Raw genomic sequence first — 15054 nt, forward strand, 5'->3', positions numbered from 1 at the left:
GCTCGTGACCTCTTCTTCTCCTCTCCCCCGCGTGGTCGGGGCCACCGTCACCTACGGCGCGCGATCGGCGTCATGTCTGGCGACCGTCGACGCGTTCCTCGCCGCGGGGGTGAGGGAGGTCGTCGTGGTCGACAACGGCTCGACCCCGTCGTCCCGGCAGGCGCTTGTCGAGTATGCGCGCGAGCACGCGCCGCGGGTGCACCTGCACCACCTGGAACGCAACGAGGGATCGGCGCTCGCGTTCGGGATCGCCCTCGCCCGGGCCGTCGAGGCGGGGGCCGACCATGTGTGGGTGCTCGATGACGACAACCTTCCCGCCGGCGACGCGCTGGCGGCGCTCCTGCGCGAGGAGCGGGCTCTTCGCGCGGCGGGACACGGGCTGTGCGCGGTCGCCCCGACCCGGGCCCCGGGAGCCTCGCCCGCCGAGGTCGCCGAGGCGATCCGGGTGGAGCAGGCGCGGGAGCAGCCGCGCGAAGACCGGTCGTTCGCCGGCGTCGAGCTGACCCTCTTCGCCCGCCGCGCGGGGGAGCGCCTGGGGCTGCGGCGTCCGGCGGCTGCGAGCGGGGCGGATCTGGCCTACGCCCCGTATGGGGGGCTCCTCGTGGGGGCGGACGTCATCCGGCGCATCGGCTTCCCCGACACCGCTCTCGTGCTCTACGGCGACGACCTGGAGTACACCTCGCGCATCGTCGCGGCGGGCGGGCTCATCCGTCTGTCTCGCGACGCCGTCGTGGTCGATCCGCGCGGCGAGCGATGGATGCCGCCCGGGTTCGAGGTCCTGGCGATGTTCCGGTCCACGAACGACGCCCTGCTGTACTACTCGGTCCGCAATCGCATCCACCGTGAGCTGCACACCGGTCGTAGGCGCAGTCCCGCCCGCTCGGTGAATGCCGCCCTGTTCTGGGCCCTGTGCCTCGGCTGTACGGTGCTGACGGGGCGTCCCGGGAAGCTGCGCGTGCTCCGTCTGGCGGCTGCCGATGCGCGGGCCGGCCGTTTGGGTCGCCGCGTCGAGTTCTGAGTCGCCGTGCGCGAGGGGTCCTGCGACCAGCGGGTGATCGTGAGGGTGAAGCCCTAGAGCTCGAGGGTGATCCGATCGCACGCGGCTCGCGAGACGCACGGCATCATCGTGCGGTTGGCCTCCTGCTCTTCCGGAGACAGCACGGAGTCGCGGTGCTCGACGTCGCCGTCGACGACCGCGACCTCGCAGGTGCCGCACGTGCCCACGCGGCAGCTCGAGGGCACGACGATGCCGTTCTCCTCGACCACGTCGAGGATCGACCGCTCCGGCGGAACGGTCACGGTCAGGCCCGACATCATGAGGTCGACCTCGAAGGGCTCCGTCCACACGGGCGGACCGAGCACCTTCGCCTCGAAGCGTTCGACGTGCAGGCTCCCGCGCGGCCAGACCGCCATCGTGGCGTCGAGGGCCTCGAGCAGACGCGCGGGTCCGCACGCGTACACGACCGTGCGGGCGACGGGCGTGCCCAGGCGTCGGGGGATGTCGAGTCGGCGCCCCTCGTCTGCGGCGAACACCTCGACGCGGTCGCCGTGGCGCTGCTCGAGCTCATCGACGAAGGCCATCGTCGCACGCGACCGTCCGACGTAGAGCAGGGTCCAGGCGGCCCCCGCCGCCTCCGCGGCCTCGATCATGGGCACGATCGGCGTGATCCCGATGCCGCCGGCGACGAACACGTACGAGCGCCCCGCGGTCGGGGCGAAGAGGAAGTGGTTCGCGGGGCCCCGGACCCGCAGCGTGGCCCCGACGTGCGCGTTCTCGTGCAACCACACCGAGCCCTCGCGCTCGCGGAGCACCCCGATGCGCCACGTGCCGCGCGCGCTCGGCGAGCCGCACAGCGAGTATTGCCGCTCGAGTCCGTCGGGCAGCACCACGTCGATGTGCGCCCCCGGTGACCAGTGCGGCAGCGTCCCCGTCGCGCGCTCGAGGTCCAGCACGACGATCCCGTCGGCGGCATCCCGTCGCTCCCGCACCACGGCATCGAAGCTCACCCCTGCGCTCACGCGTTCTCCTCCTCGGTCAGACGTCGGTCGGATCGTCGGCGCCGTCGCCGTGGACGACCTCCTTGACGATCAGCAGGCGATAGGGCGTGCCGTCGGGCGAGTGCCAGCGGTGCGGCGTGCCCGAGCGGCAGTACACCGAGTCGCCGACGTGCAGCGTGCGCTCGCCGAAGGCGCCGAACGAGATCACGATCGAGCCCTCGAGCACCGTGAGGAACTCGTCCTCGTCGTGCACGTAGTGATCGCCCGGCTGCGGGTTGGACCCCGTGAACTCCAGCGGCTCGAAGCGGCGCGGGCCCTCCGCGAGCAGGCGCGCGGTGCCCTCCGCGTACGGACCGGTCACGCCCTCTCCGGCCGCGACGAACGACGGCTGCGCATCGGCGTCGGCACGCGGGGGCTCGGAGCCCGCGATCAGCTCGACCCGGCTCGTACCCAGGGCTCGTGCGAGCCGCTCGAGACTCGCCATGCTCGGCCGGGCGAGCCCGCGCTCCAGCTGGCTGAGGAACGGATGCGACAGCTCGGCCGCCTCGGCGAGCTGGGTGAGCGTGAGCCCGCGCGCCTTCCGCAGGCTGCGCAGGTGCGCGCCGAGGCGCTCGTCACTCGTGGGGGTGTGCGTGTCGGGGGTCGGAAGCGCGGAGAGGGGGACCGCCGGTGGAGCCATGGACGTCATCGTGCCACCCTCTCGAAGAGGCGGGCGACGATCTCGCCCTCGTCGGCCGTCGCGAGGCGGCCCTCGTCGACCACGATCCGCCCGCCCACGACGACCGTGCGCGGGCGCCGGCCGGGCGAGGCCCAGAGCAGCCCCGCGACGGGATCCGCGACGCCCGCATCGGCCACGCCCGAGACGTCCCACAGGCACAGGTCGCCGGCCGAGCCCGGCGTCAGGCGTCCGAGTTCGGGGCGACCGAGACCGTCGGCGGAGCCCTCCGTGGCCATCGACAGCACCTCGGATGCCGGCAGCTGCGGTCCCACCAGCGCCGAGACCTGCATCGCCAGGCGCGCGTCCGCGAGAAGATGGCCCGCGTCGTTGCTGCCGCCGCCGCTGGTTCCCAGGCCCACCGCGATTTGCGCGTCGAGGAGACGCCGAACCGGGGCGACTCCCCAGCCCATCGGCACGTCGCAGCCGGGCGCATGGGTGGCAGTGGCCCCGGATGCCGCGAGGCGGGCGATCTCGTCGGGGGCGACGTCGCAGAGGTGGGCGAGCGTCACGTCGGGAGCGAGCCAGCCCCACTCCTCGAGCAGATCGAGGGGTCGTCGTCCGTAGCGCTCGAGCGCGATCGCGACGTCGACCACCTCGTTGGCCTGCGTGCGTCGTCGGAGCCCGTGGCGTCGGGCCACCTCGCCCAGCAGCTCGAACGTCTCGCGGGGATCGCTGTGCACCCCGGCGGGCCCGACCGCGACCTGCAGCATCCCGTCGACCGAGACGCCGCCGGCGCCCTCGGGCACGAGCGCCGAGACGATCGCCTCGGCCGAGGCGGCGGCCTCCTGCGGGTCGTCGCGCGCGGTTCCCCGCACGAACGCGAGGCGTGCACCGAGCCCCGCGGCGGCGTCGGCCGCGGCCCGCGCCATCCCGACGGTGTCGGCACCGCTCGGCCAGGTCAGATGGTGATCGGCGACCGTCGTCACCCCGCTCAGCAGCGCTTCGGCGAGGCCGGCACGCGCGGCGAGCAGCGTCAGGTCGGGGTCGACGCCCGCTTCGCCGTATGCCGACGCCATCGCCGGAAGCCACTCGCGCATCGGGATGCCGCGGGTGCCGGGGAGCGTACGGAACGCGGTCTGCAGCAGGTGGTGGTGGGCGTTGACCAGGCCCGGCGTCACGACGCACCCGCTCGCGTCGACGACCCGCGCTCCGGTGAGGTCGGCCGCGTCGACGACCCGCCCGTCGGCGATCACGACGTCGCCCGTGCGCACGCGGCCCGCCGCCTCGACGACGGCCACGGCGCCGCGCACCACGAGCGCGCTCATGCGGTCCTCACGCCGCACGCGAGGCCGGCGTCGTCCGCGGCCGAGACCCGGGCGCGCGCTCCCGAGGAGGGGCCGTGTCCCGCGGCACCCGGTCCGTGCAGCCTCGCCCCCGCCTTCTCGCGCAGGGGTCGTGCGCTCGCCGCGTTGCGGGATGCCACGATCTCGGCGATCACCGACAGGGCGGTCTCTTCGGCAGAGGCGCCTCCGAGGTCGAGGCCGAGAGGGGAGTGGAGCCTCGAGAGCTCGGCATCCGTCACCCCCGCGTTCCGCAGCAGTTGCGCGCGGCGCGCGACGGTCGCCCGCGCGCCCATCGCGCCGACGAAGCCCACCGGCATCCGCAGTGCCGTGCGCAGGGCGGGGATGTCGAGGCGCTCGTCGTGCGTCAGGACGCACACAGCGGTGCGCTCGTCGGCGTCGCCGACGGTCGCGAGGTACTCGTGCGGAGCGGCGACGACGACCTCGGCGGCGTCGGGGAAGCGCTCGCGCGTGGCCAGGAGCGCCCAGTCGTCGCACACCGTGACCCGGAATCCGGCGGCCGCGCCGAGCCGGCACAGCGCCGCGGCGTGCTCGCCGGCGCCGAGGACGATCAGGCGCGGGGCCGCGGGCCGCTCGAGCACGACCGGTCCTCCGTCGAGGTCGAGGCGCACGGTCGCCTTCCGTCCGGCGCGGGCTGCTTCGAGCGCCGGGCGGACACTGTCGTCGAGCGGGTAGGCCACGACGTCGACCGCACCCCCGCACGCGAGGCCCGCCACGATCGGGGTGACGGTGCCGTCGTCGGCGAACCCGAAGCGCGCGCGACGCACGTGTCCGGTGCGCAGGGCGTCGAGACCGAGCATCACGGCGTCGTTCTCGACACAGCCTCCGGAGATCGATCCGATGACGCGCGCGTCGCGCGTGACGACGAGGGTCGCGCCCACGCCGCGCGGGGCGCTGCGCACCACGGCGGTCACCGTGACGGCCGCGAGCGGCACCCCGGCATCCATCAGAGGCACCAGGTCGGCGGCCAGATCGAGCATGGGACGACGGTAATCGGGGCGTGTTTCGCGCACGCTACGCTGTCGTGACCATGCCCGCCGCGCCTCCCGTCGCCGTCTCGGGGCTCGTGCTGGCCGCGGGCGCGGGTCGTCGTTTCGGCGGTCCCAAGGCTCTCGCGCGCACCCCCGCGGGAACGCCGTGGATCGCCCTCGCCGTCCGCGCGCTGACGGAGGGCGGATGCCGCGACGTCACGGTCGCGCTGGGAGCCGGGGCTGAGGAGGCCGTCGCTCTCGTTCCTCCTGTCGCGACGATCGTGACCGTGGCCGACTGGGAGTCGGGGATGGCGGCCTCCCTGCGGGCCGGCCTCGGCGCGCTGGGATCCGGGGCGGGGATCGCCGCTGTCGTCGTCCCCGTCGACACCCCGGGGATGCCGCCCGCGGCGGTGGCGCGCATGCTCCGGCACGCGGATCGGGACGCGCTCGCGCAAGCGGCGTACGCCGGGGCCCCGGGTCACCCCGTGCTGCTCGGCCGATCGCATTGGGCCGCCGTCGCGGACGCCGCCCGGGGCGACGTGGGTGCGCGGCCGTACCTCGTCGCGCAGGGCGCGTCGCTCATCGAGTGCGGCGATCTGTGGTCGGGCGCCGACCGCGACACCCGCTGAGGACTGTCTCGGCCGCGTCTTTCCGGGGATCCGGCACGTTCGGTCACGGTCTGATCACGGCGTGGGCAATTTTGACGTGCCTATAGACAAAACCCCCCGCGGTGGATATTTTTTCGGAGCCGTCATAATTCGACGGACCAGAGTGCCGGGACGATGACGTACCCGATCCGACGCCGGGGAGGGCGCGGGTACGGACCACACGGTCCCTGCTGTTCAGAGAGGAACGCAGATCACATGCTGAAGAAAATCCTGACCGGTGCGGCCATCGCCGCGCTCGCGGTGGGCCTCGGAGCCTGCAGCTCGACGCGCCCCGCCGAGGGCGGCGGAGACGCCGCCGGCGCGAGCGGCGACTGCAACGTCGGCATCGCGATGCCGACCCGCAGCCTCGAGCGCTGGATCAACGACGGCGAGCAGCTGCAGAAGAAGCTGCAGGATGCCGGGTGCACGGTCGACCTGCAGTACGCCGACAACAAGACCGACCAGCAGATCAGCCAGATCCAGAACCAGATCTCGGGTGGCGCGAAGATCCTCGTCATCGCCGCCATCGACGGTTCGACGCTCGGCCCGGTCCTCGAAGAGGCCAAGTCGCAGAATGCCACCGTCATCGCCTACGACCGCCTGATCAACGGCAGCGAGAACGTCGACTACTACGCCACCTTCGACAACTACAAGGTCGGCACCCTGCAGGGCCAGTACATCGAGGAGCAGCTGGGCCTGAAGGACGGCAAGGGCCCGTTCAACCTCGAGCCCTTCGCCGGCAGCCCCGACGACAACAACGCCAAGTTCTTCTTCGCCGGTGCCTGGGACGTGCTCCAGCCCTACGTCGAGAAGGGCCAGCTGGTGGTCCCCAGCGGCAAGTCGCCCGCCAACGACGACGCATGGGCGTCGATCGGCATTCAGGGCTGGGCGTCCGACAAGGCGCAGGCCGAGATGGACAACCGTCTCTCGTCGTTCTACGGCGACGGCAAGAAGGTCAACGTCGTGCTCTCGCCCAACGACAGCCTCGCCATCGGCATCGAGGCGTCGCTGAAGTCGGCCGGCTACACCGCCGGCGCCGAGTACCCGATCATCACGGGTCAGGATGCCGACAAGGCCAACGTCAAGGCGATCCTCGACGGCACGCAGTCGATGACGGTCTGGAAGGACACCCGTGCCCTCGGCGACCGCGTCTTCACGATGATCCAGGAGATCAAGGACGGCAAGGAGGTCGAGGTCAACGACACCAAGACCTACGACAACGGCAAGAAGGTCGTCCCGTCCTACCTGCTGACCCCCGAGGTCGTCGTCAAGGACGACGTGCAGTCCAAGCTCATCGACTCGGGCTTCCTGAAGGCCTCCGACGTCGGGCTCTGATCCCCATCGGCCGGGGCGGGCTCGCCCGCCCCGGCCCTCTCGCGGCGGGGCGGGTTCGCCCGCTCCGCCGCTCGATCCTCGCCATCGCAGCGAGGGAGCTGACGGAGGAAACACACCATGACCGAACCGATCCTGCGCATGGCGGGGATCTCGAAGTCGTTCAACGGCGTGCCGGCCCTGGCCGACGTGTCGATCGACGTGTACCGCGGTGAGGTCCACGCGATCTGCGGCGAGAACGGCGCCGGCAAGTCGACCCTGATGAAGGTGCTCAGCGGCGTCTACCCGGCGGGCTCCTTCGAGGGCACCATCACCCTTGAGGGCGAGCGGATGGAGTTCCGCTCGATCAACGACAGCGAGGCCGCCGGCATCGTCATCATCCACCAGGAGCTGGCGCTGAGCCCCTACCTCTCGATCGCCGAGAACATCTTCCTCGGCAACGAGAAGTCCAAGCGCGGCGTCATCGATTGGAACGCCACCAACACCGCCGCCGCCGACCTGCTCAAGCGCGTGGGGCTCCGCGAGAACCCGGCCACCAAGATCTACGAGCTCGGCGTCGGCAAGCAGCAGCTGGTGGAGATCGCGAAGGCACTGGCCAAGGAGGTCAAGCTCCTCATCCTCGACGAGCCGACCGCCGCCCTCAACGACGACGACTCGGCGCACCTGCTCGACCTCATCGACCAGCTGCGCACGCAGGGCATCACGTGCATCATCATCAGCCACAAGCTCAAAGAGGTGCTGCGCATCGCGGATCGCATCACGATCATCCGCGACGGCCGCACCATCGAGACGATGCACCGCTCCGACCCCGACACCGACGAGGGGCGCATCATCCGCGCCATGGTCGGCCGCGACCTCAACAGCCTGTTCCCGCCGCGCGAACCCGACATCGGCGAAGAGCTGTTCCGCGTCGAGAACTGGACCGTGCACCACCCCGTCGACACCGAGCGCGTCGTCATCCAGGACGCGTCGTTCATGGTGCGCGCGGGCGAGATCGTCGGCTTCGCCGGTCTCATGGGCGCCGGTCGCACCGAACTCGCGATGAGCATCTTCGGTCGCATGTACGGCACCGGCATCTCGGGCGAGGTCTACAAGAACGGTCAGCAGATCGACGTGCGCACCGTCGACGCGGCGATCAAGCACGGCATCGCCTACGCGACGGAGGACCGCAAGAAGTACGGTCTCAACCTCATCGGCGACATCCAGGTCAACGTGTCGGCATCCGCTCTGGCCCGCCTCGCCCGCCTGGGCGTGGTCGACCGCTATCGCGAGTACAAGGTCGCCGACTCCTACCGCTACAAGATGAACATCAAGGCGCCCAGCGTCGCCGCGATCACCGGGCGCCTCTCCGGCGGGAACCAGCAGAAGGTGGTCCTGTCGAAGTGGATGTTCACCGGACCCGACGTGCTGATCCTCGACGAGCCCACCCGCGGCATCGATGTCGGGGCCAAGTACGAGATCTACGGGATCATCAACGAGCTCGCGGCCCAGGGCAAGGCCGTCATCGTCATCTCGTCGGAGCTGCCCGAGGTCATCGGCCTCTCCGACCGCATCTACACCATCTCCGAGGGACGCATCACGGCCGAGGTCAGCCGCGACGACGCGACGCAGGAGACCCTCATGCGGCACATGACCGCCGGAAGGAACTGACAGCAATGGCCACCGCATCCACCCAGACGGTCGAGGCGCCGACGCAACCGGGTCCGCGCCGCCGCGGCATCCTGTCGCGCATCAACTTCCGTCAGTTCGGCATCCTCGCCGCTCTCGTCATCATCATCGTGTTGTTCCAGGTGCTCACGGGCGGGCGCCTGCTCATGCCGGGCAACGTCAACAACCTCATCCAGCAGAACGCCTATGTGCTGATCCTCGCGATCGGCATGGTGATGGTGATCATCGCCGGCCACATCGACCTGTCGGTCGGTTCGGTCGTCGCGATGGTCGGCGCCATCGCCGCGATCGCGATGAATCAATGGGGTCTGCCCTGGTTCGTCGCCGTACTGCTCTCGCTCGTCGTCGGTGCCGTGGTCGGTGCGTGGCAGGGCTTCTGGGTCGCTTTCGTCGGCATCCCGGCGTTCATCGTCACCCTGGCCGGCATGCTGCTCTTCCGCGGCCTCACGCTCGTGCTCCTCACCGGTGGCACGATCAGCGGCCTCCCCGACGGCTTCACCGCGATCGGCGCCGGCTGGCTGCCGCCGTTCCTGGGCTACCTCGGCAACTGGGACTCCCTGACCCTCGTGCTGGGCGCGATCGCGTGCGTGCTGCTGATCGTCCAGCAGCTGCGCACCCGGGCCACACTGCGCCGCCTCGAACTGCCCCGCGAGCTCGCGTGGTCGTTCTGGCTCAAGAACGCCATCGCGGTCGTCGCGATCATGGCGGTCGCCTTCACGATCGCCGCCTACAACGGCACCCCGATCGTGCTGATCATCCTCGCCGTGCTCGTGCTGGCGTACACGTTCGTGCTCAACCGCACCACGTTCGGTCGCCACATCTACGCGATGGGCGGCAATCTCTTCGCCGCCGTGATGAGCGGCGTGAAGACGAAGTGGGTCAACTTCTTCATCTTCGTGAACATGGGCGTGCTCGCGGGTCTCGCCGCGGTGGTCAGCACTGCTCGCGCCGGTGGCGCCGTGGCATCCGCCGGTCAGAACTACGAACTGGATGCCATCGCCGCGGTGTTCATCGGCGGCGCCGCCGTGCAGGGCGGCATCGGAACGGTCGTGGGCGCGGTCGTCGGTGGCCTCGTCATGGGCGTGCTGAACATGGGCCTGTCGATCCTGAGCGTGGACGCCGCCTGGCAGATGGCCATCAAGGGCATCGTGCTGCTCCTGGCGGTCGCCTTCGACATCTTCAACAAGCGCCGCAACGGCGGTGTCTGACCGGATGGGGAGCGCGGCCCCGGGGCCCGCTCCCCATCCGCGTCGCCGCTTCACCCGCCGCGTGCTCCGCTGCGTTTCTCGTCCGTGTGACTCCGATGGGATGATGGGGGAGGTGCTCCCCTCATGACCCCTGCCGTGTTCGAGCCCGCGACCCCGCTCGCGCCCCCGGCCGGTCGTACGACGAACGACCTGATCCGGCAGCAGAACCTCGCGTCGGTGCTCGCGCTGCTCCACTCTCGGGGAGCGCTCTCACGCGCGCAGCTGGGGGCGATGACGGGGCTGAACCGCTCCACCGTCACCGGGCTCATCATGGAGCTCACCGAGCTCGGCCTCGTGCGCGAGGCGCCGAGCGGGGAGCGCACCGGCAAGGTCGGGCGCCCGACCCTCGACCTCGAGCCGGAGGACCACGTCGCCGCCCTCAGTGTGCGGGCCGAACCCCACGCGGTCACCGTCGCGCTCGTCGGTCTCGGGGGAGTGGTCCACGCCCGACTCCGACACGACACGGCCTCGGCGCCCTCGCCCCGCCGCTTCGTGCAGATCGTCGCGTCGTCGGTCGAGGCGATGCGCGCCGACATCGACCGGCACTACCGCGTGGTGGGGGCGGGTCTCGCCGTGCCCGGGCTCGTCAACGCCAACGGCTCCGTGCTCGTCTCGCCCACTCTCGGCTGGCGGCGCGATCCGGTGTCCGCTCGGCTGAGCGACGAGCTCGGGATGCCGGTGACCGCGGGCAACGACGCCAGCATCGGCGCCCTGGCCGAGTCGCGTTTCGGGGTCGGGGTGGGCGTCGGCAACCTGCTCTACCTCGGTGGCGCCATGCACAGCATCGGCGGCGGCCTCATCATCGACGGCACCCTGCTGCGCGGCACCTCCGGCTATGCCGGGGAGCTCGGGCACACCGTCGTCGACCCGCGGGGTCGCGCGTGCGTGTGCGGACGTCGAGGGTGCCTCGAGGCCGAGGTCAGTCTCGACATCCTCGAACCGCTGCTGGGCCGTCGCAAGCTCGACGAAGACGAACTCGACGTGGAGCTCGGCGTCGCCCGCAACCCGCGCGTGATGACCGAGGTCACGCGTCAGGTCGAGATGCTCTCGCTCGCCCTGACCAACTTCGTCAACGCCTTCGCCCCCGAGACCGTGGTGCTCTCCGGATACCTCGGGGCGCTGCTCTCGGTGAGCCGTGAGCGTCTCGCCGACGCCGTCCGCGTGCATCCCCTCGGCGCCGAGGGTCGCACCATCCGGCTCGAGCGTGCGCACCTGCGGTCGCGGCTCATGCTCATCGGCCCGGCGGAACTCGCCTTCGCCGACCTGCTGTCGAACCCGGCGGGCTTCCGCGGCTGACCGCCGTGGTCCAGCGGCCCGCCGTCGCCTCGCGGCCTCGCGCCCCGTCCCCCCCGCGCCCGCGCCCCGGCGAATCCCCGTCGAGTGTCCAGGACGCGCCGCATCCGCCGGACGGCGGCGGCGTGTCCTGGACACTCAACGGGTGAGGGGGCGGGGGCGTCAGCCGCCGAGCACGACGTTCAGCGGCTCCTCGCCCGCGGCGAGGCGTTCGATCTGACGGCGGACCAGGCGCGCGATGCGCGGGCGCATGGCATCCGTCGCCCCTCCCACGTGCGGGGCGATGAGCACGCCCGGAAGGCTCCACAACGGGTGGCCCTCGGGCAGCGGCTCGGGGTCGGTGACGTCGAGCGCCGCACGGATGCGACCGCGCCGCACGTGGTCGACCAGAGCGTCCGTGTCGACCAGCGGTCCACGTCCGACGTTCACGACGAGCGCGCCGTCGGGCAGGGCCGAGAGTGCCGCGTCGTCGAGGATGTGGCGCGTGGAGTCGCCGCCGGGGAGCGAGGCGATGACGATGTCGGTGTCGGCGAGAACCTCGGCCAGCTTGCCGAGGGGGAACACCTCGACGTCGTCCTGCAACCGGCCGTGTGAGGCGACGGCGCGCAGGTGCACCTCGAAGGGCTTCAGGCGCGCGGCGATCGCGCGGCCCACCCCGCCGAAGCCCAGCAGGGTGACGCGGGCGTCGGCGAGGCCGGGCGCCCCGCCGCCGGTCCACTCACCGCGGTCCTGGGCGCGCACGAACTCGGGCAGTCGACGTCGAGCGGCGAGGGTGAGGGCCACGGCGAGCTCCGAGGTCGCCGTCTCGTGCACGCTCGCCGCATTAGCGAAGACGAGTCCCTCGGGCAGTCGTCCCTCGACGTTGTCGTACCCGATCGACTGGCTCTGCACGAGCCCCACCTCGATCTCGCGCAGACGCTCGATCACGCCGGTCATCGACATGTACGGCGGCACCACCATGTCGAAGCGTTCTCGGGGAGCGGCATCCTGCATGTCCCACACGACCACCTCGACGCCGTCGGGCAGTGCGCCCAGGTCGTCGCGCAGCTGGGGGGTGGGCACGGACACGAGAAGAGGGGTGGAGGTCGTCACCCGATCGACGCTACCCGCGGATCCCGCGGCGGGGAGGAGTCTTGCGCGCGGCGGCCGATGTGCACGCCCACCGGCACGTCGTAGGCGAGGTACTCCGTGAGCAGGCGGTCGGAGTCGTGCTCGAACAGGCGACGCGAGAGGGCGGCGGCGAGTTTCGTGGCGCCGCCGACGAGGCCGGGGATCTGATGACTCAGCATGCCCTGGCTGATCCGCGCACCGTGATTGAACATGTGGATGCGCGACAGCGCCGAACGGCCGGGCGCACTTCGGCTGACGAGCCCGAAGTCGTCGTCGAGGTATGGGAACGCCGCCAGCCCCGGGTTCTGCGCGATCTGCGCGGGCGGCAGGCGATCGCTCCACCGCACGGCGTCCGCGGCGACGCCCGCCAGCTCGGGGCGCCGTTCCAGCTCGGCCACGATCCCCGTCGCCGCGAGCACGACGTCGTAGTGATGGATGCCGTGCGGCGTCGCCACCGCGATGTCGCGGCCCGTCCACGACACGCTCTCCCACGGCGAGGAGGTGAGGAAGCGGAACGTGTCGAACGCGTGCGCCCGCCACAGCGCGTTCTGCGTCGCGGGCTGGTCGACCGCGGAGAGGTGCACGTTGAACGCCCATTTCTGCGCGTCGGTGAAGGAGCCGTAGTTCTCGATGAGTCCGGCGAACTCCATCCAGCGGTACGGGCTCACCTGCGGCATCGACGGGCGGCGCATGTGCACGTCGACGCTCGCCGCCCCGTGCTCGAGGGCGGTGGCGGCGTTGTCGAACGCCCCGGTGCCGGCCCCGAGGATGCCGATGCGCAGGCCCGCGAGGGCGGAGAAGTCGATGTCGTCGTGCGTGTGATGGACGCGATCGGCCGGCAGGCCGTCGAGCAGAGGGGGAAGGTGCTTACCGCCCGCGCCCTCGATGCCCGTGGCCAGCACGACGTGCCGGGCGGGCAGCATCCACTCTCCGTCAGGCCCGTCGAGGTGCAGGGTCAGGGGGTCGTCGGCGCCCCCTACGACGAGGGAGCGCACACGGGTGGATGCGACCGTGGTCACGGCCGAGGCGTCGCGGTACCAGTGCAGGAAGCCCTGCCACGCCACCGTCGGGAAGTACTCGATGGCCTCCCAGGCCGCGTCGCCGTAGACGGCCTCGAACCACGCCCGCGGGCTCACCGCGGGGGTGCCCCAGGTCGGCCACGCGATGTCCTTCGGGGTGCGCAGCGTGTGCATGCGCGCGTAGGTGGTCCACGGGCCGGCCGCGTCGGCGGGGGCTGCGTCGATCACGACGACGTCGTCGATGCCGCGGCGCCGCAGGCCCCGGGCGAGGACCAGACCGGCTTGACCGGCGCCGACGATGACCACCGGGCGCACGCCGTCGCGGGTGCCGGCCCACGAGCGTCCGTCCCCGGCGCTCAGCTCCGCCTGGTGCGCGGCGTCTCGTTCGAGGGACGCGAGGCGTGCGGCGGCGTCGGGGAGGGGGGTGAGCACCCTCACTCCCCGTCGATCACGACGCGCACACCGTAGGCGTCGTCGAGACGGTGGTTGTGGTGGTCCGAGACGTTGGTGTCGTCGAGCTCGAGGTTGACGAAGTCCATGCTCGGGTCGGCGAAGAAGGGGCCCGCGTGCCAGGTGCCCTTGCGCATCGTGACGGCGGTGCGCGGTGGGATGCGGAAGGCCCGCAGGTCGCCGAGCGCGGGCTCGTCGATGCCGGGGGCGGCGACGGCAAGGGTCCACTCGACGTCGCCGACGGCCATCAGCGTCTGCGTCGTCTCGAGGTGACGGGTCACCCGCACGAATTCGGCGGGCTTGTCATCGAGGTGCATGAGGTAGAAGCGCGGGATGCCGCCCGACACGTCGAGCACGGCCTCCTCGGCGGTGAACGGAGTGCCGTCCTCCAGGGGGGTCAGTACGACGCCGAAGGGCTCGAAGGCCTCGGCGGAGACGACCTCGGATCGCAGGGGGTGGACGGTCAGGGTGTCGGTCATGACGGCTCGCTTTCGTCGGGTGACCCTGACGTTACGCTTGTCCAACAAGGCGCTGAACGTCTTGTCGGACAAGTTCACCGTGCTGTTACGCGTCCGAAACGCTCACGCCCGCACGCGCCGGATCAGCGCGTTGCGCAGCCCCGGGGGTGCGGGGAGCTGAACCTCGCGCGACCAGTAGCCGATGGCGTCGTCGGCGCCGTACCCGCAGTAGGTCATCTCGATGACCGGCGTCGCGGGTGTCGACGACAGCAGGGCCGCGCGTTCGGCATCCAGGCCGCTCGCCTCGATCCACAGCGTCTCCCATGCCACGCGCACGCCGTTCGCGGCTTCCGCCAGAGCGAAGACCGGGCTGTGGGGGTCGAGCTCCCCCTCGCGCGTGATGGGCACGAGGTCCTCGGCGAGGGCGTACGGCTCCCCATCGACGCGCCACATCTTCACCGTGCGCAGCACGCTCGTGCCGTCGGGGAGATCGTCGAATCGATCGATGCCGGGAGTCAGCATGACGCGCTCGGACGACACCAGGTCGAGGGCCGCGTCGTAACCGGCGGAACGGATCGACAGGAGATGATCGAACTGCTGGTCGATGCGGCGCCCGACGCCCGGCAGGCGCCGGTTCGGCGAGGTGCGCGCCCCTTGCGTGCGGTGGACGTATCCGCGCTCCTCGAGGCGGATCAGCGCCTCGCGCACCGAGTTGCGACTCGCGCCGGTCAGCTCGGCCAGGCGCGGCTCGGACGGCAGGGTGTCGGCATCCGCTCGCCAGAGGTGCAGGATGCGATCGATCAGCGCGTCCTGATCGGGGGCGCGCTTGTCGGTCACGGCGG

At 71.4% G+C, this 15054-nt stretch carries 14 protein-coding genes; 6 read left to right on the plus strand and 8 right to left on the minus strand.

Translation table 11 applies throughout. From position 1 onward, the window contains the following. Positions 1 to 4: 4 nt before the first annotated feature. Positions 5 to 1018, plus strand: coding sequence for a glycosyltransferase (locus tag AB0N80_RS03705; RefSeq protein WP_363577638.1), 1014 nt, complete (start codon positions 5 to 7; stop codon positions 1016 to 1018). A gap of 53 nt (positions 1019 to 1071) precedes the next feature. Here AB0N80_RS03705 and AB0N80_RS03710 read toward each other — a convergent pair whose 3' ends face one another. The 4 genes from AB0N80_RS03710 to AB0N80_RS03725 are packed head-to-tail and all read right to left on the minus strand — an operon-like array spanning position 1072 to position 4997. Then, positions 1072 to 2019 carry a PDR/VanB family oxidoreductase gene (locus tag AB0N80_RS03710; protein WP_315993861.1) on the minus strand — a complete coding sequence of 316 codons (948 nt, stop codon included), beginning with the start codon at positions 2017 to 2019 and terminating at the stop codon, positions 1072 to 1074. A gap of 16 nt (positions 2020 to 2035) precedes the next feature. Further along, positions 2036 to 2686: an XRE family transcriptional regulator gene (locus AB0N80_RS03715; RefSeq protein WP_315993860.1), complete on the minus strand. Its 651-nt coding sequence runs from the start codon at positions 2684 to 2686 to the stop codon at positions 2036 to 2038. Then, a complete protein-coding gene (locus AB0N80_RS03720) occupies positions 2683 to 3981 on the minus strand; it encodes an amidohydrolase family protein (RefSeq protein ID WP_363577640.1) in 1299 nt (432 codons plus the stop codon). The genes AB0N80_RS03715 and AB0N80_RS03720 overlap by 4 nt, the downstream gene beginning before the upstream one ends. Next, a complete protein-coding gene (locus AB0N80_RS03725; RefSeq protein ID WP_363577642.1) occupies positions 3978 to 4997 on the minus strand; it encodes an XdhC family protein in 1020 nt (339 codons plus the stop codon). The genes AB0N80_RS03720 and AB0N80_RS03725 overlap by 4 nt, the downstream gene beginning before the upstream one ends. A 50-nt stretch (positions 4998 to 5047) precedes the next feature. On the opposite strand from AB0N80_RS03725, the gene AB0N80_RS03730 reads away from it, so the two are divergent. From AB0N80_RS03730 to AB0N80_RS03750, 5 genes are all read left to right on the plus strand, one after another. Continuing rightward, positions 5048 to 5617 (plus strand): NTP transferase domain-containing protein, encoded by a 570-nt coding sequence (locus AB0N80_RS03730; protein WP_315993857.1) that lies wholly within the window; start codon positions 5048 to 5050, stop codon positions 5615 to 5617. 234 nt (positions 5618 to 5851) lie between these two features. Then, the gene (chvE, locus tag AB0N80_RS03735) at positions 5852 to 6970 is read left to right on the plus strand and encodes a multiple monosaccharide ABC transporter substrate-binding protein (protein ID WP_315993856.1); all 1119 of its coding nucleotides are present in this window, start codon (positions 5852 to 5854) and stop codon (positions 6968 to 6970) included. 117 nt (positions 6971 to 7087) lie between these two features. Then, positions 7088 to 8617 (plus strand): multiple monosaccharide ABC transporter ATP-binding protein, encoded by a 1530-nt coding sequence (gene mmsA, locus AB0N80_RS03740; RefSeq protein WP_315993855.1) that lies wholly within the window; start codon positions 7088 to 7090, stop codon positions 8615 to 8617. Between the two features lie 5 nt (positions 8618 to 8622). Then, the gene (gene mmsB, locus AB0N80_RS03745) at positions 8623 to 9843 is read left to right on the plus strand and encodes a multiple monosaccharide ABC transporter permease (protein ID WP_315993854.1); all 1221 of its coding nucleotides are present in this window, start codon (positions 8623 to 8625) and stop codon (positions 9841 to 9843) included. A 123-nt stretch (positions 9844 to 9966) separates the two neighbouring features. Then, entirely contained in the window at positions 9967 to 11178 is a 1212-nt protein-coding gene (locus AB0N80_RS03750; RefSeq protein WP_315993853.1) for an ROK family transcriptional regulator, read from the plus strand. 159 nt (positions 11179 to 11337) lie between these two features. Here the strand turns inward: AB0N80_RS03750 and AB0N80_RS03755 are convergent, their stop codons facing one another. The 4 genes from AB0N80_RS03755 to AB0N80_RS03770 all read right to left on the minus strand — a co-directional run bounded on the left by AB0N80_RS03755 (position 11338) and on the right by AB0N80_RS03770 (position 15049). Beyond that, a complete protein-coding gene (locus AB0N80_RS03755; RefSeq protein WP_315993852.1) occupies positions 11338 to 12267 on the minus strand; it encodes a 2-hydroxyacid dehydrogenase in 930 nt (309 codons plus the stop codon). Next, entirely contained in the window at positions 12264 to 13736 is a 1473-nt protein-coding gene (locus tag AB0N80_RS03760; protein ID WP_363577645.1) for an FAD-dependent oxidoreductase, read from the minus strand. The genes AB0N80_RS03755 and AB0N80_RS03760 overlap by 4 nt, the downstream gene beginning before the upstream one ends. A 2-nt stretch (positions 13737 to 13738) precedes the next feature. After that, on the minus strand, positions 13739 to 14233 hold the full coding sequence (locus tag AB0N80_RS03765) for an ureidoglycolate lyase (protein ID WP_363577647.1): 495 nt from the start codon (positions 14231 to 14233) through the stop codon (positions 13739 to 13741). Between the two features lie 102 nt (positions 14234 to 14335). Then, positions 14336 to 15049, minus strand: coding sequence for a GntR family transcriptional regulator (locus AB0N80_RS03770; RefSeq protein ID WP_363387641.1), 714 nt, complete (start codon positions 15047 to 15049; stop codon positions 14336 to 14338). Positions 15050 to 15054: the final 5 nt, after the last annotated feature.

The organism is Microbacterium sp. NPDC089188, assembly GCF_040685155.1.
Lineage (GTDB): Bacteria > Actinomycetota > Actinomycetes > Actinomycetales > Microbacteriaceae > Microbacterium > Microbacterium galbum.